Raw genomic sequence first — 24,768 nt, forward strand, 5'->3', positions numbered from 1 at the left:
TAACAGAGGCAGTTATTATACTCCCTCTATTATTATACAATAACCTTATTTTACTATTGTTTTTCAATGGTTTACAACCAAAATCAAAGGAAAAACCCTAATATGATACATTACCCAGTTATGGTAAACTTTCGGTGCTAATAACTCCATATTCTTGTTCACAATTAAAATCTTTTCTCAATTTAGGATTCTTATTAATTGTATAAAAAATTCTAATCATTCGAGAAATATAGTCTTGAGTTATAGTATAACAATAGTTTTGTTTTTCGCAAAAAATCATCAGATTAGAAATTGAACTTTCAAGTCCCTCTTTATTTGTTAAATCTAAAATTATAAATTTATTATCATCTACTATAACAAAATTACTTCTTGCTATTGTTCTCGGTATAAAAAAAGAATAGACTCCATTTATAAGTTTTCCTTTATTTACATTGTTGTAAACACCAATAACTTTAATTTTTTCTAAATCATTTTTAAATTCTTTAATTTCATTTTCTCTTATATCACCTTTTTCAATCAAGAAATCAACAAGATGTTCTTTAAGTGATTGAAAAGTCAAATCTGGATTTTGAGCAAAGGTTAAATTTGAAATCAAAATTAAAATAATAAACATTTTACTTTTCATAGTCATTGAGATTTATTGTGCTAAATCATTTAATATATCATTTTCAATTTGCAAAGGAGCAACTTCTGAATTAACACTTGGATGTAAATTTTCACCTTTTGACTCCATAACTTGGATTTTAATATTAGCAGTATCGGTTGCATGTTCTATTTCATGACCAAATATAGCAGTAGTAACATCATCAGAACTCAAATTATTATCTTTGATTGTATTAATATTATTGTTTTCAGTTTTATCAACTATAGAGTGTTCTTTACCCCTATCAGAAGTATTTAATTTTCCACTTTCAATATCACCCACAAATTCCTCTATCGCACCTTTAGAGACGTTTATGGTAGCTTTCTCGATTTGTACATTTCCATCGCTATCCACTTCATAATCTAATTCAGTTTGCCCTAAGTGATAATCTGTTAGTCCTCCATTATAATTATCATCAGTAAAATTAACTTCTACAGGGTGTGCTGAATTAACTATTTTATTAAATTGTCTTTGCCCTGTAGCCCCTGAATTTCTTAATTTGTCACCATACTTTTTATCGTCTGCCGTAGCATGTTTAGTGTAAGCTCCTTTACCTCCATTTGCTTTTGGATTATATACTAACTGCCCTTTTGCATTTCTCCAGTCATCAGCCTGCATCCCATCAGGGTCAATAAACCTAATCGGATTATCAAGAGCATAAGTATATGGCGAGAACCTCCTGCTTGTTTCTGCTAAAGGGTCAATATTAAACCATCTACCCAATGCAGGGTCATAGTTACGTGCTCCATAGTCGTACATGTTAAGCCCCAGCTCGTCTTGGAGCTCCTTGCCGTTATATTTAAAATCTTGAGCAACATCGTTACCAATAGGCTGTATAATAGCTGCCTCTATTATTATATAATAATCTTTTGCAGTATTGTTTTTCAATGATTTACAGTAAAAATAAGAACGAAGCCCTAATCTGATACATTACCCCTAATTCTCGAATTTAAAGAATATAGAATCTTGCTCAATTTGTTTTTGTATAAAACCCAATTCATGATCATATTCTATAATAGCAGTTTTTTGAGAAATTAATCTTTGCAGAATTAAACCCAATGAATCTTCTATATATAGATTGGAAGTCTCTAAATAATTTGAGTAATGAAATTTATTGATATTAAAAGTAGTTCCACTAAAATGTATTTTCTTTGATGATTTTTTCTCTATAGTCGCACTATTAAATTTGATGGAATCTTTGTATATCTCAAGTGTATCTATACCTCCATTGAAATAATTATATATAAATACTGTAGCAGTATTATAATTTCTTTTTTCAATTCTTAATGAATCTTTTCGTCCTTCTTTTACGTAATATGCTCCAGAGATATTAGTCTTATCTTCTTGATAATATAATATTGAAAATTTATTTATATAAGTTTTAGATAAAGGCTTTTCTTTAAATATTTTTGAAAGTTTTTCTTTTTTATTTATTAATTGCTTGTAATCAATAGATTCAGTTTTTTTTTCATTTTTATGACATGAGGAAAAAATGGCAATGAATATAATAAACAAAATAAATATTCTATTTTTCATAGATATTAAAATTTTAGGGATTAAAACTTTTTTGATAATTAGTCATAATTTCATACCACAGATATGTAAAATTTTCCATTACTTGATCTATATTATGTCTATAGTGTGCGCTTATAGATGGATTCATTCCACCAAGTTGATATGCATAATTAAAAGCATATACCTCATCAATATTAACAGCGTAGCCCCATCCAAAACTCTCAAAATTTCTATATCTAAAACCACTTAAGTAACTATCAACATGCCCAAATTCATGTAAAGTTAAATGTGCTAAATTTCGAAAACTTTCAAAACCATTTCGGTAAAATAATATATATGGTATACCATCACGAGTAATTTCACCGGTAAAATTATCAGTACCTTTTCCTCTTTCCCTATTATCAGTAATTGCTTCTATTGAGGTGCTATAGCTAGGAGAAAATTTGTCAAGCACTTCCATATAAAAATTACCTTTAGTTTTTAATTTCTTGTATGCTTTGCTTAAAATAGATAAATTATCTATCAGCCCATATATAATATCAATACTAATTTCTGTTGGAAAAATTTTCTCATCTGCTTTCTCGCCATATACATTATCAATTTCTTTATCTAATTTAGATTCTTGCATTTCGACATCTCTATTAGCTTTTCTATAAAATTTTGTGGCGATTTCACTATTATTACTATTCATTGATGGTCTAGAAGTTGATATCCATTGTTCTCCAGTTAGCCCGTCTGCCCCTACTGCAGCCATCCCGTCAGGGTCAATAAAAAACACAGGATTATCATAAGCATAATTATATGGAGACCATCGCCTGGATATCTCTGCCAGCGGGTCAATATTCATCCATCTACCCAATGCAGGGTCATAGTTACGTGCTCCATAGTCGTACATGTTAAGCCCCAGCTCGTCCTGCAGCTCTTTTCCGTTGTACTTATACTTCTGCGCAACATCATTACCTATGGGTTGTATAATTGATCCTTCTATTTTATGCTTCAACCCAAAAGGATAATAATGGTCTTCTTCAATAACTTCCAGCTTCTTTTTCTTATAACTGAAATGTTGCAGGCTAAAAGTGTTTTTAGAGCCCTAATATTTACAACCAAAATCAAAGTAAAACCCTAATCTGATACATTATCATTGTTTTTATACATAAAGTAATTTTCATCTCCTTGACATATATAATACTGGTCTTTAAAAAAAGAATAAAGTATAGAAACTCTTAAGTTCTCTTCTAAATTATTTTTAAGAATTAATGTATTTCCTTTGCTTTTGAAATATTTAACTCTTAAATCTTGTAAATTTGTTAGCGAATTTAAATTTACCTCATAGGATTTAAACCTATTTTCATACCTTTTTAAAAAGGATTTGTCTATTGTAATGTTGTTGTTATAAATTAAACACAAAAACTCTTCCAAACTAAACTCTTCTCTATAAAAAGTGTTGTAAAAATCGTGTAGTGCGATATTATTTAATTCTAACACTTGATTATTCTCAATTTCAATAAAGAAAATAAGAAAAGGATTTAATGGTGGGGAGTTATTATCTGTTCCTTTAGAAAATTCAGTAAGGTATTTTTTGCTGACAACGCACTCTTTTGTTTTAGATTGATTACAGCTAAAAATCATGATAATAAACAAATAAATTATTATTTTTTTCATTATTTATTCTCTTTTAACGTCTTTATCCTTTTTTTTATCTCTATTGATATTACCGTCATGTTGGTTAGTATCATATTTCTCATCAAATACATTCTCGTTATTTGGAGGGTTGTTTAGTATATGAGGGTCTATTTCTTCTGTTCCATACTTGGTCTGTAGTGGTAAATTCAACATTTTTCTTACCCTATTTTCAGTCCAAACAGCTCTTATCTCCGATGGATCTTTAGCACTATTTCCTACATGATCATCTCCCATATTCCCTGTGTCCCAGTCAAATTGATGGCGCATTTCGTGAACTACAGTCTCAAAGTCCTCATCAGGTGTACCATTGCGAAGATTCCAATTTGCTATTGTACCAACTGAGTCATCTTTGCCTATTGCAAAAGGGTATGCATCAACATTAGATGTACAATAACTACAACCAGCTCCTTCCTGCATATAATGAACTTTATCACTTTTTTCTAGGTGATTTAACATTCTTTTTAAAACTTTGTCATTAGAGGATTCTATTCTTCTATATACGCTTAACACTCTGTACATTGTTTTATTAAGAGACTCTTTACCAGGATTATACCTTTTTCCATTTGCATGCCAAAAGTTTCCATTTCGATAAGTTAAGTACTCTTTTGCATTTCCTTTTTTATCACGAATAACAAATACTAATCTCTTTCCATCTGGATCAATTGCAATTGTAGGCATATTACCTACATAAGTATAAGTTGATAATTGATAATATCTTTCCGCCAGTGGGTCAATATTAAACCACCTACCTATTGCAGGGTCATAATTTCGTGCATGATAGTCGTACCAATCCAATCCTAATTCATCCTGCAGTTCCTTGCCGTTGTATTTATAACTTTGTGCTACAACATTACCAATAGGCTGTATGATTGATCCTTCTATTTTATGCTTTAACCCAAAAGGGTAATAATGGTCTTCTTCAATAACCTCCAGCTTCTTTTTCTTATAACTGAGATGCTGTAGGCTAAAAGTGTTTTTAGAACCCTAATATTTAAAATCAAATCGAAACCCTAATCTGATACATTATCCTTTATTAATCCCAATTAATCTTTTCCCATACTTCTCCATTAAAGGTTATATATTTAATAATTCCATATTGTTTATCCCAATATAATGTTTCAGGGTCATCATCTTTACCGCCATGGAATTTTGGTCTTTTATAAACTAATTCATAAACATTATTGAAATTCTTCTGTGATAGTGTCAAAGTCACCAAATCTATAGTTTCTGTATAGCTGTTGAAATAGAAGCTTGACCTAAGGTAGGAACAAGCATATTTATACTCCTTATTACTATTTGGGTAGTGATTACTAAACATATTGCTCGAATTCTCATAATAAGTAGGGTTTTTAAAAATATTATTTGTATATCTCAAATCCATAATTTCTTGATTAACACTTCTAAACCAGTCTCTATCAGTATAAATTCTTTTTGAAATTATAATGCTTGTATCTTTTTTTTGAGTTGATAAACTTTGAAATACCAAACTGTCTTTTACTTTGTATACATTATACCATTCCAATTCTTCTTTAGTATATTTTATTTTTTTTATAAATAATGAACAAGAATTTAAAGTAAACATAGTTAATAAAATTATAAAGGAAATTATATAGTTTCTCATGATGTTAATTGTTAAGGAAGTCGTTGATTTGTTTTAAAATGTTATTCCAAGATTCTGCGTCATGACCGCCTTTATTGCCTTTATGCTCTGGTCTAATCATAAGAAAGTCAGAACCTTTTATTTCTTTTAATTCTGAGGAACCATTAAATAATTCCATTAAATGCCCTAGTACGCCAGCTCTTGAAGAAACCCTATCTGTCTTAGTTGAAAATTGTGCTCCAAAAACTCCATCAGGATGAGAAAATCCACCAGGTTGGTGTGGAGATAAATAAATACCTGCTTCTAATCTATCTGCATATTGGCTATCCAATAATTGTGTTAACATACCCGCAGCATGAGCTGCCCCTTGACTGTGACCAACAATTTTTATTGTCTCTTCATTTGTCAATTCTATCGTTCCATTTTGCAATTGTGCAATTAACTCGTTACCTGCTTTCCTTCCCATTTCAAAACGTTCAGAAGCCTGTGATCTGAAGTGATGACTGCCATTTACATATACATTATTGTAGTCATTAAACATATCGTTGATTTCGCCTCTCGTTGTGTATCCGTTTTCATTTGGAACATCCCAATAATTTATTGGTTTCCCATTAAATCGTAATCCATCTTGTTGTATTTGAGTCCCCCAACTTTCAGGTCTATAACTTTTAAAAGGATTAAGTTTCATTCCTAATGCTTGAGAAAACAACAAACCATTAACATAAACAATTAATCTACCATCAGGGTCAATGGCATTTACAGGATTGTTAGAAACGTAATTATACGGACTTAGTGTTTCGTATTTCTCTGCTAATGGGTCAGTACAGACCCATCTACCAATAGCGGGGTCATAATCCCTAAAACCATATGTGTACATATTGATTCCTAAAGACTCTGTAAGCTCCTTTCCGTTATATTTATAGTTTTGAGCTAAATCGTTACCAATAGGCTATATAATAGCGACCTCTATTTTTATATAACAATCTTATTTTATTATTGGCTTTCAATGATTTACAACTAAAATAAAAGCAAAACCCTAATCTGATACATTACCACCACCATTGCCTATTCGTTCAAAAGTCAGTATTTCATCTTTACCCCCTATAGTTTCAAGTTTAATACATTTAAAAATGGCATCTTGTCTATTTAAGCTAACATAGTCAAAATCATTGAAATCTTCAAAATATAAAAAATGGGAATGCCAAAACTCAATTGGAGGAGAAATTAATCTCCCATCTTTGACTAAGTAAAAGAGCAAACAACCTTGAATTCTATTTATATAATCTATTTCGGGTAGAAAAACTCCTTCTTTTAAAAAAATAATAGTCCTATTTGCTTTTGGACCTCCTACTATTATCATTTTATCCCAACTTTTACAATTAAATATTTGAGAGAAATCATATGTTTTATTTAAAACTAAGCTATTTTCTTTTTCAAAAACATCTTCAAAATCATATGTTAAACAATTCTGTTCAATATGTTTAACACTATTAAATTGAATAAACAGATACAGTATTACTATTAAAAGTAAACTAATAGTACCTAATAAAATTCTTTTTCTTGTCATAATAAATAATTAATTACCATTTAATAGAAGGCATCATTCGATGTCCATTAGCTCTCAGCCGCTCCTTTGTTTTTTCAAGGCTTTTAAACCTTTCCTTAAGAGTACTTTTAGGCACTGTCTTTGTGTCAATTATTTTTATTGTTCCATTTTGACTTTGAACAGCTCTATAGAACAACTCTTCAAATTCCACATCAGTTAAATTAGGATTCTCTCTGGCCATATTTATTCCCCACGCATTGTTAATCATATCCATTTTAGAATCCTCTGAATATATATTATTCATACCTTTATATTTTCCGCGGGTAATAATAAAATCTTCATGTAACAAACCAATCGTTTCAGCTCTTTCAGGACCTAAACTAATTGCTATTAAGTACATCCAGTAAGCATGTCTAATTGCCCCACTATAACCATCATTATCTCCTCCTATGTCACCTCCACCAACTGTGGTAGCTAACATACCTGCTTCATAGGCAGCTTCATTAACAACATTCTTTGTTCCTTTATTTGCTCTATAATAATCTGTTTCTTTTGGACTTTCTTTATGTCTATAGCTAGCTATAGACCCTCCACAACAATCCTCTTCTTCATTATCCTTTTCAGAATTAGAAGACATTGTTTTTTGTAATTGAGAAAACATGCTTTGCGCATCATTTCCTACATATACAGTACCCCAAGAAAAATCCAGGACTTCCATTCCATCTGGATCTATAAAGAAAATAGGATTGTTATATGCATAGTTATATGGAGACCATCGTCTGGATATCTCTGCTAATGGATCAATATTAAACCACCTTCCCAAAGAAGCGTCATAATTCCTCGCTCCGTAATCATAAAAGTTAAGTCCTAGTTCTTCTTGTAATTCCTTTCCGTTATATTTATAGTTTTGAGCTAGATCGTTACCGATGGGTTGAACAACTGCCCCTTGTATTTTGTGTTTTAAACCAAAAGGGTAATAATGGTCTTCTTCAATAACTTCCAGCTTCTTCTTTTTATAACTGAAATGTTGCAGGCTAAAAGTGTTTTTAGAGCCCTAATATTTACAACCAAAATCAAAGGAAAAACCCTAATCTGATACATTACCTTCATTTTCATCCCATATACTACTGGTCCAGAATCTTCTATCATTAAGATTATATTTTCCATCAATATAATGCATTTCTCTCAAATAAATTATTCTAAGCTTTTCAGAAGTATCATCATAATTTCTTGATGTTACTGTATACTTTAATTTTTTAAGAATATTAAAATTGTTAATTTCATTTTTATATCCTATGAAGCACTCACCTACAAATTGAATATTGTCTTTTCCACTTTTCATCTGTTCTAAGTAAGAATTACTATTTTTCTTGATAGCTAAAAAAGAAATTTTTCTATTTGAACTATAAAATATAGTGTCTATAGTGACTTCTATAATTTTACTCTGAGATTTAGGAACTCTTTTTTTGTTTAAAGAATCTGAATAAAATAAGACTAGTCTATTCAAAAATTCAACATCTTGTAAATATTGCTCCTTTGGAATGCTAATATCATTTAAATGCTCTTTCGGTGTACTGGTTTTATTAAAACAAGATGTAAGCATTAATAATATATATAAGAATGCTAATTTTAAATATTTCATATCAATCATTTTTACAAGTTGTACAGATCCATTGCTGTTCATCATCATTCCATTCATATTTACCTTCTTGCAGGTCATCAATATTTCCGAGAAAAGTTTCTATGAAATGAGACGTTTTATTTTCGTTATAATATACATCATCAGCTTCTTCTTCTTCTTCTTGATTAGCCAACCATCCTGCGTTAAAGATATCTGACCACCCTGCGTTTATAAATTGTTGAGTATAAATGTTTTTATCTGCTTTCCCTAGATTGCCACCAGCTTGGAAAGGATCAAAATCTGCAACTAAAGATATTAGTACCTTTCTAACTTGGGGGTCTTTACTAGTTCTTATGTAGTATTTTAATGCCGCAACAAAACCTTTTCCATAAACACCTCCCATACTATGGGTAATTATCTTGATTGACTCAGTTATGTTTCCTTGAGTATCTCTTGCTAAACTTCCAATAATTTCGGCAGCTTGTTCCTTCCCTTTTTGATATCCTTGCTCGAATCTTTGCCCAGAGGTGAAATTATTAAGTAAAGAACCTGGAGAACCATCAATATATCTAGCATTATAATCTCCAAAATGAGTCATTACACTACTATCAAAAGCTATCTTTTTCTTATAAGTTCCATATGTTTGCCATTTAAAACCAACAAAACTTTCCGTTCCCGTCATATATCGAATTGTTTCAGAACTTCTCCAATATGAAGCACCTCCACCACCTAAACCATTAATAAATATAACAAGATTTCCATCAGGGTCAACTGCTTGAAGTGGAGTATTTAGAGCATAAACATAAGGAGATGTAGCAAAATATAACTCAGCTTTGTTATCTATCCTTGACCACCTACCAATAGCAGGGTTATAATTCCTTGCTCCATAATCATACCAGTCAAGTCCCAGAGCTTCTGTAAATTCCTTTCCATTATATTTATAGTTTTGGGCTACAGCATTACCTATAGGCTGAACAATTGCTCCTTCTATTTTATGCTTCAATCCAAAAGGGTAATAATGGTCTTCTTCAATAACTTCCAGCTTCTTTTTATTATAACTGAAATGTTGCAGGCTAAAAGTGTTTTTAGAGCCCTAATATTTACAATCAAAGTAAAACCCTAATCTGATACATTACCAATTTCATATTCCTTTAATTCTTCTAGCTCACTTTTAATTTTTTTTCTCCATAAAGCCTGTCTTTCTTCATTAAAATATACTTCATTATCATATTTTTCATTATAATCTTCAACCTCATTTAGGTAAGTATCAAAAACTTTTTGGTATTTCGCAACGTCTATAATCCCTTGGGCATTTAATTTATCAAATTCCTTTCTAATTTTTCTTGTATAGATTTCTCCTATATCAAAATGAAGCTGTTCATGATCTAAAGTATAATCATCATCTACTTTAGTCCAAGATTTGTTTTTCACAAAAAAGCAACATACCTTAAATACAGGAATTCCATTTTTATGTGAGCTGTCTGTTATTTCAATTGAGGTTTGAGTACTTGCTACTAAAATACAGGAATCATCCATATTTGGTATTCCTTGAAAATCAGTCCATTTTAACTTTCTATTTTTATCCCATAAAAGTTTATCTTGTGTATTTCCTACATATGAATAAAAACCTGAAAGAATATAAAGGAAAGAAGGAAATAATATTATATATATCTTTTTGAAATTCATTTTTTATAATTTAATTTTTAACAGTAAATGTTGCTGAAGGTAAAGATCCATTAGTAGATATTTTACCTCTAGTAACCCTTATTCTAGAAGGATTAATCCCTTTTCTAATAAGATAAGCTTCTATAGCTCTCGCTCTCCCTAGTTGTAATTGGCCTATAGTTCCACGTTGTCCATCAACTTTTGCTCCTGTATTTGAATCGATTGATTCTGAAGTTATGAATGAAGCATTACCATGAATCAATATAGTTAATTGAGGATAATCCACTAATGTTTTAATCAAGTTTTTAAGTGTTTTATGTGCAGATGAATTATCTAATGAAGTAGAACTATTTGCAAATTTTATATCTGCGTCAAAGGTAGTTCTACCATCGGATTTAATTTCTCTGCCATTAACTATAGGATTAGGCATTCCTTTAATTGGTGGTGGATTATGGATTACTCCAACTATTGGGATTTTCATACTAAACGGATCTATTGGCAAAACTTGTAATGCTCTAACTGGTTTTCTATCATCATTCTCACCGTCATCTTCTGATTTAGATTTTGTACTACTCCTTTTTCTATCAAATAAATTCCTTAATTTTTCATTTATTTTTGGAAAATCCATTCTACTCCAAGAATCAGCATAAGATTCAGGGTGTTGATAACAACCACAATTATTTCCTGAAAATAATCTAGCTATACCATTACCTATACGACTAAAAAAATTACCAATAACATTAAGAATCCCTAAACCATATTCATCTCTGTAAAGAACAGGGTTGTTGTCACTGGCAACATACGGAGATTGATAATTAACGAAATCAGCCATCGGGTCAACCACTCCAAATCTTCCTATATCAGGCATATACATTCTAGCTCCTAAATCATACATATTAAGTCCTAATGCTTCTGTAAATTCCTTTCCATTATATTTATAGTTTTGGGCTACAGCATTACCTATAGGCTGAACAATTGCTCCTTCTATTTTATGCTTTAATCCAAAAGGGTAATAATGGTCTTCTTCAATAACTTCCAGTTTCTTTTTCTTATAGTTAAAATGTAATACACTAAAAGTAGTAGTAACCTGTGTAACTCCCGTTTTACGTATGTATAAAGATAAACCGAGGTTATCAGCCGATACTGTATGCTCAAAATGTAGTGTTTGCTGTCCCGGTGATAAATAGCCTACCGAAAATTCTTCCCATACCCCCTCACTTGGGTCACTCTCCCTTATAACCACACTCACTGAATTTGTTGTTCCTTTGTCTATAGTCAGTGTAAACTCATAACGTTCCCCTTTAGATACTGAAGTTGAAATTCCCTTCCGAACTCCGGCATAAGGTTCTGTCACATTTACAACGAGAGCCCCATTTTGCAACTGTGCCGCAGCATTTTCTTGTTCAGTAAAGCCTCCCAAATCTGTATCAAAAGGGATATCAACTTCCTCCTGAACAGCATCGGTATAGCTCAACCGTACATTACCCAAATGGTCTTTATACTGGTAAACATACGAAAAATTTTCATTATTTTCATTATAACTTGCATACCCTTCCGGGTGTGGTAAAAATTGTAGCACATCATTTTTATATACAAAACCATTGGTATATGTTGTTTTTGTAACAGTACTGTTTTCGGTTACTTTCTTTTCCAGCTTTGTTCCAGCAGCATCATATACATACTCTATTGCATTGTTATTCCCAAAATCAATATGTACAGGCAGGTTAAGGTGGTTGTAAGTAATTCCTTCTGTAACTATACCTTTATTCAAGTCCATGTTCATATTTCCATTGTCATCATACCTGTAGTCGTCTTCTCCCTGGTTTTCAGGACTGCCGGTATCTCCATCATTAAACCCTTCGGTATCGGCATAATCATCTACGCGTATCAATCGGTTACTATGCGGTTTATAGGTATAGCTTAAAACGTCTATCTTATCAAAATTGCCTGTACTGGTTATACCATACCTTTCAAGGTTTAATATATTCCCGTTCTTGTCATATACTATTCCTCCCTCTCTGTAATCACTAATTCCTGTAACGCCCGGCGCTCCAAAAAGGTTGGCTTCTGTAAGCCTGTTTAGTACATCATATTTATAGGCATAAACTTTTAAATCATCATCACTTTTACTTCTATAAAGGGTTTCAGCAATATTACCGTTATACAAAGGCTCTGCCTGCAAGCCTATGCTGGGGCTTGCTGTTACATTGGTATAATTGACACCAAAAGCAAACAGGTCGGATGTTGCAGATAAACCTTGTTCCACATTGTTTATACCTTTGAGCCAGCCCCTTATATTATAATTGTAGTTAACCGTTTGTAGCGGGGTTGTTGCAGTAGCTTTTCCGCCCACACCTTTACGGATTAATTGTCCTAAGTCATCATATATATTACTTGATATTAACTCTGTAGGATTATCGTTTATTTTTTGTTTATGTTCTAATAATCTTTCTGCATAATCATAAGTATAATAATCCTCAATATCTACAGAAACAGCGCCGTTTACAGTAAAATGGCTAAATTTATCTTTACTCTCTAATACCTGACCTGTAAAACTAAGATTATAATTAGTATCCCTTCCCGAATAGTTATATCCATCCTCTGTATGCGACCATACTACTCTTCCTTTATCATCATAAGCATTAAGCGCATTACTCCACCAGTCTGTTCCCAGTACTCTTATTTTACTGCCTGTTTGTAAACCTTTTGTTCGAGAACTTATACTTTTATTATACCAATTTGTTGAGGGGATATTGACACCCGTGTTGAAAGTATAATTGTCATAATAGTTTATAGTAAACAGGTTAAGGGCTGTTCCTCCGGTTTCCGGATTAGCTACCAAGTTTTGTGTAGGAAAAACAATGTTTGAGTAATAAACAGGGCTACCCCCACTGGTAAATGAGGATGTTGTTGTTTTAGCTTCATTAAAAACAGTATTATCGTTTACATCATTTTGTATTGTTTTTCTCTCTCTGTTATCGTAGTATTCTCCTGTATATGCCACTCTGTCAAAAGTGTCATATTTCGTAAACAGCCACCCGTTTTTTATTCGAAGGTTTTCATCCTGGATTAGGATGGGTCTGTCACGTTTATCATATACAATATGTGTCCAGCCATTATCAGGAATGTGTTTTGCTATTATACGATTACCGATATCATAATAATAGATATAACATAATCCTTGTAAAACTGCGTAATCTATAGAATAGTTAACTGTAGCAAAAAAATTAGTGTAGAATGGTAAATTATATAAATTACCATCACCTAAAATGTAAAGATTATTGCTTATAATACTGATATTATAATTATATCCCGGTCCGGATATGAAACCTATATTTTCCATATCAGGCAGTCTTCTCTGTATATCCAGCGGGATAACAGATCCTGTTTTCAACTTACAGGCAATATCCGAAGTAATATTAAATGTTAAAGTTACCTGATCGTCTTTATCTACCCTTATAGAAACCCCTCCCATAGCATTATATGCGTTAGGAATATAGGTAGTTAATATCTCATCGTTATCTAACCCCGACAGCGCAGTTTCATAATCTTTAACTGTCTGCGGATCTGCTTCGTAAATTTGTGTCCATGGATAATTTCTTTCATATTCCAGTTTCTTGTCTCCGGTAAAGCTTGTCATAATTGAGCCAACATTTCCCGAGCCATCTACATGAATAAAATTACTTTTTATCGAAAAATAATAAGTGTAACCTACTCCTTTTATTTCTCCTAATTCTTTATCCTGAAAAGTTCCGATATCTTTCAAATCGATTATATAACCTGTATTTAATGGCATGGCATTAGCAGTTGTAATATTCAAGTTCAGTGCTAAACTACCATCTTCTTCTGTCGTCAGAGAAAAGCCTCCCTGTCCGCCATATTTATCCATCAGGTCGATGTTTAAAATATCCTCGTTATTATACTCCATTAATTCTTTATCGTAATCATCTGCAAGTTTTTGATCTACTTTTACTAAAGAAGTCCATGGATAATTTTTGACTGTTGCCCGAACATATCTGATAGATACTTTTACAATATTATCAGCAGCAAGAGGGGGAATAACATAAGCCAAGTTACCATATTTGTCATATACATACTGTGTATCATGAGGCTGACTTTCATTATATGCCCGTTTTAAGACTACCCTGCCGTTTTTATCTTTAAATTCCTCAACTGTATTGTTCTTCCCGTCCGAAGAAACCCAATTTTCATCTTTTACAACTGTTTTGTATAAACTTCCAGGAGGATAGTATTGAGGATTATTACCATTAATGGTATTAGTACCATGAAAATATAAGGATGATACCTCTGTATCATTCGGATCAGGATATCTTACCTCAAAAAATCGTACTTCTTCTGATATATTTGTACTATATATATATTTAATAGTGTGATTATTGTTCTTTTTCCATGCTTCTCCCGGAGCCGCTTGTTCCATAACCCGGTTTAAAGGAGAAGTCTCATAAATAGTTTCTGAATAAGGATTAGGATTTGTAATCGAGAGATCTTCCGGGTATTTGTTTGAATAATAAGAAGTAAGAGTAGGTATCAAAGTGTTATTATTCCTATAATTTGGAGAAGAATTATTTCCAATAGTGGAAGGAACTGGAAGATATTGCTTTACTTGTCTTCCAAAATCATCATATGTTACAGGAGTTACGATATCCTGCCCCTGACCTCCTGCCTTCACATTCACTATTTGTTTGACACGTCCCAACCCATCAAAATAATTAATGCTTACAATAGTATCATTAGTAGAGACACCATTGGTGGAGGGATTTTTATAGTGAATTTTTTTAATATAATTCTCAGAGGGATTTTGACTGTATGCTACCGTAGTAAATGCAAGCAGTACAACTAATATAGTGGTTATTTGTATCGGTTTCATGTAAGGATTTCTTAGTTGTCGGATTTAAAGTTATATTCATTTTCCTCAAGGATATTTCCATCTTCATCTTTTATGTATTTCAGCCTGTTTTGGCTGTCATATCCATAATAAGAGGTATAGCCCTTAGGGTCTGTCATACTGGTTATACCAATTAAAGGATCGTAGGTATAAGTGGTAACCATTGCCTGCGGAAAAGCTGACCTCAAATTATTTAGTGCTGTTCTTAGTGCTTGTTCAGTACAACTAACTTGCCTGCAATTATCAATATCAGAATTAGATAAAGTTTGTAGGTTATTCACATAAGATGATACGACAGAACCATAGGCAACATTCTCTATCGTTGCTATAGGGAGGGTTTTGTTGTATCCCCAAATTACACAGGTAGAATTTCCATCTTCTACGTGATATTCTATTATATTCCCTTTATCGTCATACTGATCATAATATATTTCTCTCTCATAATTCGGATTTTGAGTACCTCTTGGTCGTACTTTAACTCTACTAACAAGGTTGGAAGGGTCGTTATAGAAATAATAGCGTTCTTCTTTCAATTCTTGGTTGCCATATAAATTACCTTGATAAGTACGAGTCCTTTGAGGTAACATTAATTGGTTTTTATATGAGGTTTGGTATGACGTATAGTAATCTATAGTTTGTTTTTCAATTCCTCGATTAGGGTCTGCCACTGTTATTGATTTTTTTCTGTAAAAATTGTCGTATTCATAACTTGTAGTTGCAATAACATTTCCTGCATCAAAGTATTCTGTAACAGTTTGATTTTTAAGAAGATTTTTAGTTTTTCTTAACGGATAATAAAAGAAGAGATACTCATGAAAAACTTCTTGTATTGGAGGTACAGCATAGGTATGATTACCAGAACCTGTTCTGGGATATCCATAATTTCCGGGTACCTTAACAACTTTAACGTTATAAGAAGCAGTTGTACTGGTATATATTGTAGGTAGAATTGATTGATATGTATATTCCTTTTTAAATTTCGGAGTATTATAGATATCGTAAACTATTTCTTGCGTCAATAAACCATTATCTAAATCCGTGGGACGAATCGAAAAACCAAACATGTCGAATAAAGACTTTGGCACTCCAAAACCAAACTTATCTCTGGCACTTACATCAGGAACGTTTGTATAAAAATGTTCAGTTTTACCATTTGTTGTTACCGTATTTGATGATACCTTTTCAACTGTTACTGTATCATAACCAACCCCATCGCCATTACCCAAAATATTAGTTTGATATAATGAGTTATTATAACTCATTATTTTATTACCTGATGTTACTGTGTAGTAAGTACATTGAGTGCCACCACATACTTGGTTATCATTATAGGTTGTATAATGACTTTCGCTGTCATTGTAAGCTACATATGGAGGTATATGTTTACCTCCAGAATACGTATATTTAGTTTTATAAGATGTACCATCTCCCGGCCTGTCAATAGTTTCTTTTATCCTAAGACCGAAACCTCTACTTATAGTCTGAGGATAATCATTTACAAAATTATCATTGGCATCTAGTACTGTTTTATTGTTATAATCTGGAAAAAAGTAATTATCAAACTCGTTGAGTTCATAAATGAATTCTGTAGTTCCTCCTGTAGGATATTCTATTTCCTCTAATATTCCTATTTTGCAATACTCAGAGTGTGCTGATCGGTTAGCTATACCTTCTATTGAAGGCATTAAATCATGAGCCCACTGGGGTATTAAGGAAGAATCTTCATATAATCTAAACGGATTACTTGAAGCAGTTGTATTAGGAGCCCCATTATAAAAGCCCCAATAATCAAAAGAGTTTGAGTTTTTATTAGGAAAAGGAGTGTTGTTATATTTAAATTTATAGCTATTGTCACCATCTTGAACACTCAATAATTTTAATCGTTTCTGCGTGTTATTACTGGAATAAGCGGAATTAAAATAATCATACTCTAAATTGATATTTTTGACTATATTATTTTTATAAAGAACTGATATACCAGATAATTTCTTATCATAAGGAATATCAATGCGATCTGTATTATTAAATATAAGTTCTGAATCACCAAACTCAATACTACTTAAACATGATTTGTCCTGACGAAGTGTTGCATTAGTATTTCTATAGTAATGGATATGTTTCCCAGTCGGTGGTTGATATGAACCAAATTCAGGCCCTATTAGTGGCCACCACTGATCTATCAAACCCAAACCTAGAGACTGTTCAGTATGTCTGTATGTTACATTTAAAAACTCAGTTCTACTGGATTTTGAAGTTGTAGATGTTATTTTGGGTAAATCTGTATAATTGAATGTTGCTATATTGCCTTTAGTATCCTCAATTTTAGTAATTTTCCAAATTCTGGAATATGATGTATATATATCAAGTCCCTCATCTTGAGGAGTTACAACACTAGTAAACGTTTGATAACCTGTTCCTGACGTATCATTTAAGTTAGTAGTATATCCTGAACTAGTTAGAGAGGGTGTGTTATAATTAACTAATTCTTCTTCAAAAAAATAAGATGTACCATCCGGGGCAGTAATTTTAAAACTGTATGTATTCGAACCATTGTTAATAAGTTTAACTGCATATTTATCACCGCTTAAAACAGAAACAGAACCAAGAGTGCCAGAAGTATTGTTGATAGGACTGTAATAAAATATAATTTCATGACCAAAAAAATTAGCCTTAAATAAGTCTATTTCCATGTCATCTCCAAAATAGGGGTTATTATACCAATCTAAAACTGGTTTATAGTCGTAAAGTTGTCCATTCCTAGGATAAGGAACGAAATTACTGAAACTTCCATCTGTTCTCACTCTTCCCATAAAATATTTATCCCGGCTGATAGGATCTGCTGGGTCTAAAAGTAACCTGTCAGGAGTCATGGGATCTATATTACCAATTGGGTATGCGTCAAAATACCTTCTTGGATAGTTATCTAAAACATACTGGGGATAGGGTTGATAAAAAAAATCCGGTAGTAGCACATCTATATTATCTCTTAAATCATCTTTACCATTAACTATTTGAGAAATCATTCCTGTACCGAAATACCATCCAAGTCCCACTTGTGAAGCTTCTTCATCTACTCTTATACCGTTTGAAGTATAGGACAATGATAAAGGAATATTTATATCACCATAATTAATTGTATATAACGGAATATTAACATTAGGTTTACCCGAATAATTTGCAATTGGCATACTGCCATATTTTTCAAACAAATAGGCTTCGGGAGATTTGGGTTGTTGAAATTGGATATTTAACTGGCTAAAAATTTTTTGAGAAAGAATAGAAAGCAAAAGTAGAAATAGCAATTTCTTAGTGGTTGCACTTTTCATAAATTTTATAATTATATATAATTATATTTTTTTAACAGCTAAAATAGATTTTAGTATTTATTTAACAAGTAAAAAAATGTAAAATAACAATTTTATAATATAAAAACGTAAGAACTTTATTTAAAATATTACTTGATAGAATACAAAATATATAATTAAAATACTGATACTCTAAAAAATTTACACAATATTATCTATACAAAGTATAATATTATGTAATTATGTCAATTTTTAGGCTTGAAAACCGTTGTAAGCAAATAATCGATGGCATCTTGTTTTGTAAATTTACTTTTCTGTCTTCTAAGTTTAAAGGAAGTTTTTATTTCTTGTTCTTTTACTAATACAATGAATTTTTCCCTTTCCTCCGGAGGGAGGGCAAGAAAAACATCATATACTGTATTAGCATTCATTTTTAAAGATTAATTTCCTCTATCAAAATAGCCACTCCAATAGTATCTATCTTTTTCAACAAATCAATTTGTTGATTGTATTCCAAATACGGAATTTGAATCAGGAGTTAATTAGTTCCTAAGTTCTTGTTTGAAATGATAGGGATGGTCATTCACACTACTCGGATTTTTCCATAAATCTATTGTAGTATGCATTGAAGCGTTAATCTTATTGTTTGAAAGTGATTAAATTACAGTACTTTACAAAAGTTTAAAATGATATAATTCCTGTGTTTTTATAACTGTAAAAAATTTTAGACATAAAAAAACGGTTTAGCGTACACTAAACCGTTGATTTCCTGTTTTTTCAATTTTGTAGCGAAGACGGGAGTTGAACCCGTGACCTCAGGGTTATGAATCCTGCGCTCTAACCGACTGAGCTACCTCGCCATTTTTCGGTTTGCATTATTATTCCTTCAATGCGGGTGCAAATATATAATTTTATTTAATGCATCCAAACATATTTTTTTGAAAAAAATATTTTATCAAAATGTTTTTTTTTAACTGTTTATTATTCTATATTTCGCGAAAATTTTACAGACCGATGGACGAAAAAACAAAATATGAACTCGAATTCCCGATAACCTCATCACCACAGCTTTTATATCAATATATATCAACGCCATCAGGATTGTCAGAATGGTTTGCAGATAATGTTAACTCCAGAGGAGAGTTTTTTACCTTTATTTGGGATGACTCTGAAGAAAAAGCCAGGATGTCTTCTAAGAAAAGCGGAGAGAGAATTAAATTCAGATGGGTAGATGACGAAAATAAAGATGGAGAGTACTATTTTGAGTTAAGAATCTTAGTTGATGAGATAACTAAAGACGTATCACTTATGGTGGTAGATTTTGCCTATGAAGATGATGTGGAAGAAGCAAAACAGTTATGGGAAAACCAAATATCCGACCTAAAACATGTTTTAGGCTCTGTTTAGGATATCATTGCTATTAAAGTTATATTTGCCCTATCCAAAATAGGGCATTTTTTATGATAAGTTATAACGGCAACTTAACACCACAATCAGATATATCCATACACCAAAACCGGGCATTTTTATATGGAGATGCTATTTTTGAAACGCTGAAAGTACTCGACGGCAAAGTTTTGTTTATAGAAGACCACTATTTTAGATTAATGGCTTCTATGCGTATAATAAGAATGGAAATTCCTATGTATTTTACCATGGAGTATATGGAGGAAAAAGTACTGGAACTGGTAAATAATTTACAACTAAGCGCATCTGCCAGAGCACGACTTACATTTTTCAGAAAGCCCGGAGGTTATTACCTTCCTACCGATAATAATACTGAATTTATTATAACTGCTGATAAAATGGAGAATTCAATATATCAATTTTCAGATGCAGTATATGAGGTAGATCTTTTTAAAGATTTTTATGTAACCAAGCAATTACTGTCTTCATTAAAGACTGTTAACAAAATGGTACACATTACAGGTAGTGTTTATGCATATGAAAACGGGCTTAATAATTGCCTGCTGCTGAATGACGATAAAAACGTGGTAGAAGCGCTGCAAGGCAATTTATTTATGCTTATGGGCAATAAATTAATTACTCCGCCTGTGGCAGATGGCTGCCTTAATGGCATCATGAGAAAACAAGTTTTAGCAGCTGCAAAAAAGCATAAAGATATTATCGTTGAAGAAGCATCAATATCCCCGTTTGACCTTCAAAAAGCGGATGAATTATTTATTACTAATGTGATTGCAGGGATACAACCCATCACTAAATACAGAAAAAAAGAGTACGGGAATGATTTGGCATCTGATTTATTGAAAAAACTGAATGCTCAAATAAGACTGGGATTAGTTTAAGGCAGGATTTTCGGGAGCGTTAGACCATATTAAATATTCACCACCTAATTCCATTATTTTTTCTTTCCAGAAAGAGGCACTGGATTTTCCTATAATTTTATTTTGATAGCTGTTTTCAGATACTATCCAAGAATCTTCTTCAAGTTCATCTTCAAGCTGGTGGGCATCCCAGCCGGTATAGCCTAAAAAGAAGCGAATATTGTTCTTTTTAATCTTTCCTGTATTGATAAGATCTTTAGTAGATTCGAAGTCGCCTCCCCAATAAATACCATTAGATATTTCGATACTATTAGGAATGAGTTCGGGAATATTGTGTATAAAATATAGATTATCCTGCTCTACCGGTCCCCCATTATAAATTTTAAATTCCCCTTTTATTTCAGGAATAAGATCTTGTATGGTAAATCCAAGGGGCTTGTTTAAGATGAAACCCACAGAACCCTCTGCATTATGATCGGCTAATAAAACCACAGATCTGTTAAATGACAGATCTCCTATGGTCGAAGGCTCTGCAATAAGCAGGTGCCCTTTTTTTGGCTTTAGTGAAATCATAGTCCTTCAATTTGAAATAAATTTAATTAAAAAAAACAGACATCCAAAATAAATTCAGAAAGTTTTATAAAAAAAGCCTCTCGTTAAGGAGAGGCTTAATATACTTGGTTAATTTATGTTATTATTTATTAACAGCACCGTCAAGCTCAGCTCCTGGCTTAAATTTAACAACATTTTTAGCAGCAATCTTAATAGTAGCTCCTGTTTGCGGATTTCTTCCTTCTCTCGCAGCCCTGTTAGTTACAGACCATGAACCGAAACCTACCAGAGATACTCTATTACCTTTGTTTAATGCATCACCTACATTGCTGATGAATGACTCTAATGCTTTTTTTGCTGCACCTTTTGATATTCCTGCATCTGCAGCCATTGCGTCGATTAATTCTGATTTGTTCATAATAATTGTTATTAATTGTTTGGTTTAAAATTAATGTTTTTATATATCCTGTCCTACAAATTTAGCAGGAAATCCATACCACACAAGTGTTTTATAATTATTTCAATTTAATTGTTAATAACTTTTATTAAAATGTTAACAAAGGGGCTTGGAATTTATAATTTTTTGTTAACACTTGTGTTTACTGGCTATTTTGCCATAGCATTTGCCGTAAATTTCATACCGTTAAGCAACTCGCCTGCTGTCATTTTTTTCTTACCGGGAAATTGTAAATCAAGTAATATAATATATCCGTTGGCAACACTTATCTTGATTTCTTTTTTATCAACAATAAGTTTACCAACTTCACAATCATGATCTTCTTCTTTAAACAGAGCATTATATACCTTTACATTCCATTCCTGCCCATTATCGTTAATAAAAGTCCATGCCGCAGGATACGGACTAAGCCCTCTTATCAGGTTATAAATAGCCTGTCCCGGCATAGTCCAGTCTATCTTACAGTTTTCTTTATTTAGCTTATAGGCTGTTTTTATATTCGCATCTGTAGGTTGTATAGTTGTTTCGGCTTGTCCGTTGCCAATAAGCGACAGCGTTTTCAGCACGGCATCAACACCAAGCAGCATAAGCCTGTCGTGCAGTTCGCCTGCCGTCTCTTTGTCACCTATAGCTATTTCCTCCTTTAATATAATAGCACCTGTGTCAATTTTATCATCAATAAAAAAAGTTGTTACACCTGTTGTTTTCTCTCCATTAATAATAGCCCAATTTATAGGTGCTGCACCACGATATTGCGGCAATAATGATGCATGCAGGTTAAATGTGCCCAACTTTGGCATTTTCCATACCTGAGCGGGCAACATACGAAAAGCTACAACTACTTGTAAATTTGCCTGTAAACCCTCAAGCTCTTGTAAAAAAACCTCATCTTTTAAATTAACCGGTTGCAACAGCTTTAGGTTTTTTTCCAGTGCATATTCTTTTACTGCTGAGTATTTTACTTTTTGTCCTCTGCCCGCAGGTCTGTCAGGAGCAGTTATAACCCCAACAATATCATAGTTATTTTGATATATAGCATCCAGAATCCCTACTGCAAATTCGGGTGTTCCCATAAAAACAATTCGTAAACGTTCCATTACTTTATAGTGTATTGGTTATTCATATTTATTTTAATCTTTCCATTTTCCAACAAAACCTGTAATACATATACTGTTTCTTTGGGAGTAAGCTCAAGTTTTTGTTCAATCTCGCGCGAATTGTATGAGTCATTTTCCAGTAATTGCAATACTGCCTCAGCGAGATAGGTTATACTTCTAGACTCTTTATGTTTATTTATACAATAGGAGCAAATCCCGCAATCTGCACTTTCTTTCTCTTCAAAGTAATCAAGTAACAGGCGGCTCTTGCATCTGTTGTTATTTGTTGCATAATGCACTATAGCTTCAAACTGCTTTACTTTTATTTTATTCTGTTGTTCTAAAAAGGCAGTTACCCGATTGATCGTAAGGTCATCTTCCCGAACCTCGTTAAAAGTAAGGCTGCTGTCAGCCCCTTTACTGGTATATGTTATAACTCCTTTTTGCTGCAACCGTTGCATTAGTGTCAAAAGTTCCTGTTCTGTTGATTTTGCTTTTTTATTTATAAAGTTAGCATTTATAGCTGTTTCCATATCAAATACTCCTGCATAATTCCTTAAAATAGTCAAAATCATCGTTTCATCTGCAGGATTAAGGCTGATGTAGCGCAATACTTCTTTACTGGGCACAAGAAACTGTAAGGTTATACTCTCTGAAAATTCTTTAGACAATGTAACGATACCCTGCCTATCTAAAAACTGTAACGCGTTATATGTTTTTACAACAGGAAAATCATAATGCCTGCAAAACTCGTTAAGATTGAACGGAAAAGTTTGCCCTATACCTTCGCCATAGGCTATCTGCAAATAATTATTTAATCGGGAATATACATTTTTTAAAAACTTTTTGTCAGGGAGAACTTCTATAAACTGGTTTTGAGTTGCCGCTATGTCAGATTTGTTTATTAACAACACTGCAAACGACTTTTTACCAATTCGCCCTGCCCTCCCCGCTTCCTGGTAATAGTTTTCAAGATTTTCGGGTAACTGTATGTGAATAACTGTTTTTACATTAGCCTTATCTATACCCATGCCAAAAGCATTGGTAGCTACTATTACCTGTACCTTTTCCTGCATCCAAGCCTGCATATTAGCTTCTTTCTCCTTCTCTTTAAGCCCGCCATGATAATGGGTAGCTTTAAAGCCGAGCGATTGTAATTGTTGTGAAACATCATGACATGACTTTCGGTTGCGAACATATATAATGGATGGTTCAGGATTTTTAGTGAGTATTTGTTGCAGACGATGAAGTTTATCTTCGGTTTCGAGAACCATATAGGCTATATTCTCTCTAAAAAATGACTTTTTATATACTACAGGGTTCTCTAACCCCAAATGTGTGGCGATGTCTTCCTGCACCCTTTTTGTAGCAGAGGCTGTTAATGCTAAAAATGGTACATTGGGCAACTGTTTTTTTAATGCTGAAATTTTTAAATAAGCTGGTCGAAAATCATGTCCCCATTGCGATACGCAATGCGCTTCGTCTATAGCTACAAGATTTATAGGGAGTTCCTTTATACGCTCTATAATCCACTCAGCTTGTAACCTTTCGGGAGAAACATATAAAAATTTATAATCGCCAAACTTACAGTTATCCAACTGGTCGCTTATAGCATCGGGAGATAATCCTCCTGTGAGCGCAATAGCTTTAATACCTCGTGCCGACAAATTGGCAACCTGGTCTTTCATTAAGGCTATTAGCGGAGAGATTACCAAACAAAGACCGGGTTTTATTAGTGCCGGTACTTGAAAACATATTGATTTACCACCTCCTGTGGGCATTAAGGCAAAGGCATCTTTACCTTCAAGTACTGATTGGATTATTTTATCCTGTGGTTCGCGAAAGCTGTCATATTGCCAGTACTTTTTTAGAATTTCGAGGGGATGTTGCATA

The 24,768-nt window shown here is 32.6% G+C and carries 22 protein-coding genes, 1 tRNA gene and 1 pseudogene; 2 read left to right on the forward strand and 22 right to left on the reverse strand.

What is annotated here, in order from left to right:
- Positions 1 to 118 precede the first annotated feature (118 nt).
- The 18 genes and pseudogenes from E0W68_RS03015 to E0W68_RS03095 all read right to left on the reverse strand — a co-directional run bounded on the left by E0W68_RS03015 (position 119) and on the right by E0W68_RS03095 (position 19,344).
- Positions 119 to 625, reverse strand: coding sequence for a hypothetical protein (locus E0W68_RS03015; RefSeq protein ID WP_135217938.1), 507 nt, complete (start codon positions 623 to 625; stop codon positions 119 to 121).
- A gap of 12 nt (positions 626 to 637) precedes the next feature.
- The gene (locus tag E0W68_RS13925) at positions 638 to 1,531 is read right to left on the reverse strand and encodes an RHS repeat-associated core domain-containing protein (protein WP_225990333.1); all 894 of its coding nucleotides are present in this window, start codon (positions 1,529 to 1,531) and stop codon (positions 638 to 640) included.
- Between the two features lie 48 nt (positions 1,532 to 1,579).
- Positions 1,580 to 2,179, reverse strand: coding sequence for a hypothetical protein (locus tag E0W68_RS03025; RefSeq protein ID WP_135217939.1), 600 nt, complete (start codon positions 2,177 to 2,179; stop codon positions 1,580 to 1,582).
- 13 nt (positions 2,180 to 2,192) lie between these two features.
- Positions 2,193 to 3,227, reverse strand: a complete 1,035-nt coding sequence (locus E0W68_RS03030; protein WP_135217940.1) for an RHS repeat domain-containing protein — start codon at positions 3,225 to 3,227, stop codon at positions 2,193 to 2,195.
- A gap of 53 nt (positions 3,228 to 3,280) precedes the next feature.
- Positions 3,281 to 3,820 carry a hypothetical protein gene (locus E0W68_RS03035; protein ID WP_135217941.1) on the reverse strand — a complete coding sequence of 180 codons (540 nt, stop codon included), beginning with the start codon at positions 3,818 to 3,820 and terminating at the stop codon, positions 3,281 to 3,283.
- A gap of 3 nt (positions 3,821 to 3,823) precedes the next feature.
- Complete coding sequence (locus E0W68_RS03040) at positions 3,824 to 4,774, reverse strand: RHS repeat-associated core domain-containing protein (RefSeq protein ID WP_135217942.1); 951 nt, start codon at positions 4,772 to 4,774, stop codon at positions 3,824 to 3,826.
- A gap of 100 nt (positions 4,775 to 4,874) precedes the next feature.
- A complete protein-coding gene (locus tag E0W68_RS03045) occupies positions 4,875 to 5,462 on the reverse strand; it encodes a hypothetical protein (RefSeq protein WP_135217943.1) in 588 nt (195 codons plus the stop codon).
- A 4-nt stretch (positions 5,463 to 5,466) separates the two neighbouring features.
- Positions 5,467 to 6,387, reverse strand: a complete 921-nt coding sequence (locus E0W68_RS03050) for an RHS repeat-associated core domain-containing protein (protein WP_135217944.1) — start codon at positions 6,385 to 6,387, stop codon at positions 5,467 to 5,469.
- Positions 6,388 to 6,477: 90 nt separating this feature from the next.
- A complete protein-coding gene (locus tag E0W68_RS03055) occupies positions 6,478 to 7,008 on the reverse strand; it encodes a hypothetical protein (protein ID WP_135217945.1) in 531 nt (176 codons plus the stop codon).
- Positions 7,009 to 7,021: 13 nt separating this feature from the next.
- Positions 7,022 to 7,705 carry a DUF6973 domain-containing protein gene (locus E0W68_RS03060; RefSeq protein ID WP_235831820.1) on the reverse strand — a complete coding sequence of 228 codons (684 nt, stop codon included), beginning with the start codon at positions 7,703 to 7,705 and terminating at the stop codon, positions 7,022 to 7,024.
- A 57-nt stretch (positions 7,706 to 7,762) separates the two neighbouring features.
- A pseudogene (locus tag E0W68_RS13985) lies at positions 7,763 to 8,020 on the reverse strand (RHS repeat domain-containing protein); the annotation flags it as partial.
- A gap of 54 nt (positions 8,021 to 8,074) precedes the next feature.
- Complete coding sequence (locus tag E0W68_RS03065) at positions 8,075 to 8,629, reverse strand: hypothetical protein (protein WP_162845792.1); 555 nt, start codon at positions 8,627 to 8,629, stop codon at positions 8,075 to 8,077.
- A gap of 1 nt (position 8,630) precedes the next feature.
- The gene (locus E0W68_RS03070; RefSeq protein ID WP_135217948.1) at positions 8,631 to 9,680 is read right to left on the reverse strand and encodes an RHS repeat domain-containing protein; all 1,050 of its coding nucleotides are present in this window, start codon (positions 9,678 to 9,680) and stop codon (positions 8,631 to 8,633) included.
- Between the two features lie 47 nt (positions 9,681 to 9,727).
- On the reverse strand, positions 9,728 to 10,294 hold the full coding sequence (locus E0W68_RS03075; protein WP_135217949.1) for a hypothetical protein: 567 nt from the start codon (positions 10,292 to 10,294) through the stop codon (positions 9,728 to 9,730).
- A gap of 10 nt (positions 10,295 to 10,304) precedes the next feature.
- A complete protein-coding gene (locus E0W68_RS03080) occupies positions 10,305 to 15,161 on the reverse strand; it encodes a DUF6443 domain-containing protein (protein ID WP_205435314.1) in 4,857 nt (1,618 codons plus the stop codon).
- Positions 15,162 to 15,172: 11 nt separating this feature from the next.
- Entirely contained in the window at positions 15,173 to 18,505 is a 3,333-nt protein-coding gene (locus E0W68_RS03085; protein ID WP_135217950.1) for an RHS repeat domain-containing protein, read from the reverse strand.
- 224 nt (positions 18,506 to 18,729) lie between these two features.
- A complete protein-coding gene (locus tag E0W68_RS03090) occupies positions 18,730 to 18,915 on the reverse strand; it encodes a hypothetical protein (protein WP_135217951.1) in 186 nt (61 codons plus the stop codon).
- A 355-nt stretch (positions 18,916 to 19,270) separates the two neighbouring features.
- Positions 19,271 to 19,344, reverse strand: a tRNA-Met gene (locus E0W68_RS03095).
- A 154-nt stretch (positions 19,345 to 19,498) separates the two neighbouring features.
- Here E0W68_RS03095 and E0W68_RS03100 point away from each other — a divergent pair.
- A complete protein-coding gene (locus E0W68_RS03100; RefSeq protein WP_135217952.1) occupies positions 19,499 to 19,891 on the forward strand; it encodes an START-like domain-containing protein in 393 nt (130 codons plus the stop codon).
- 53 nt (positions 19,892 to 19,944) lie between these two features.
- A complete protein-coding gene (locus tag E0W68_RS03105) occupies positions 19,945 to 20,790 on the forward strand; it encodes an aminotransferase class IV (protein ID WP_135217953.1) in 846 nt (281 codons plus the stop codon).
- Here E0W68_RS03105 and E0W68_RS03110 read toward each other — a convergent pair.
- The 4 genes from E0W68_RS03110 to E0W68_RS03125 all read right to left on the reverse strand — a co-directional run bounded on the left by E0W68_RS03110 (position 20,782) and on the right by E0W68_RS03125 (position 24,767).
- Complete coding sequence (locus E0W68_RS03110; protein WP_135217954.1) at positions 20,782 to 21,342, reverse strand: YqgE/AlgH family protein; 561 nt, start codon at positions 21,340 to 21,342, stop codon at positions 20,782 to 20,784. The two genes, E0W68_RS03105 and E0W68_RS03110, sit on opposite strands and share 9 nt — an antisense overlap.
- A gap of 121 nt (positions 21,343 to 21,463) precedes the next feature.
- Positions 21,464 to 21,739: an HU family DNA-binding protein gene (locus E0W68_RS03115; RefSeq protein WP_135217955.1), complete on the reverse strand. Its 276-nt coding sequence runs from the start codon at positions 21,737 to 21,739 to the stop codon at positions 21,464 to 21,466.
- Positions 21,740 to 21,927: 188 nt separating this feature from the next.
- Entirely contained in the window at positions 21,928 to 22,875 is a 948-nt protein-coding gene (gene fmt, locus E0W68_RS03120) for a methionyl-tRNA formyltransferase (RefSeq protein ID WP_135217956.1), read from the reverse strand.
- Positions 22,875 to 24,767: a RecQ family ATP-dependent DNA helicase gene (locus E0W68_RS03125; RefSeq protein ID WP_135217957.1), complete on the reverse strand. Its 1,893-nt coding sequence runs from the start codon at positions 24,765 to 24,767 to the stop codon at positions 22,875 to 22,877. Before E0W68_RS03125 ends, fmt begins: the two co-directional genes overlap by 1 nt.
- Position 24,768: the final 1 nt, after the last annotated feature.

The sequence above is a fragment of the Flavobacterium salilacus subsp. salilacus genome, from assembly GCF_004634195.1.
GTDB lineage: Bacteria > Bacteroidota > Bacteroidia > Flavobacteriales > Flavobacteriaceae > Flavobacterium > Flavobacterium salilacus.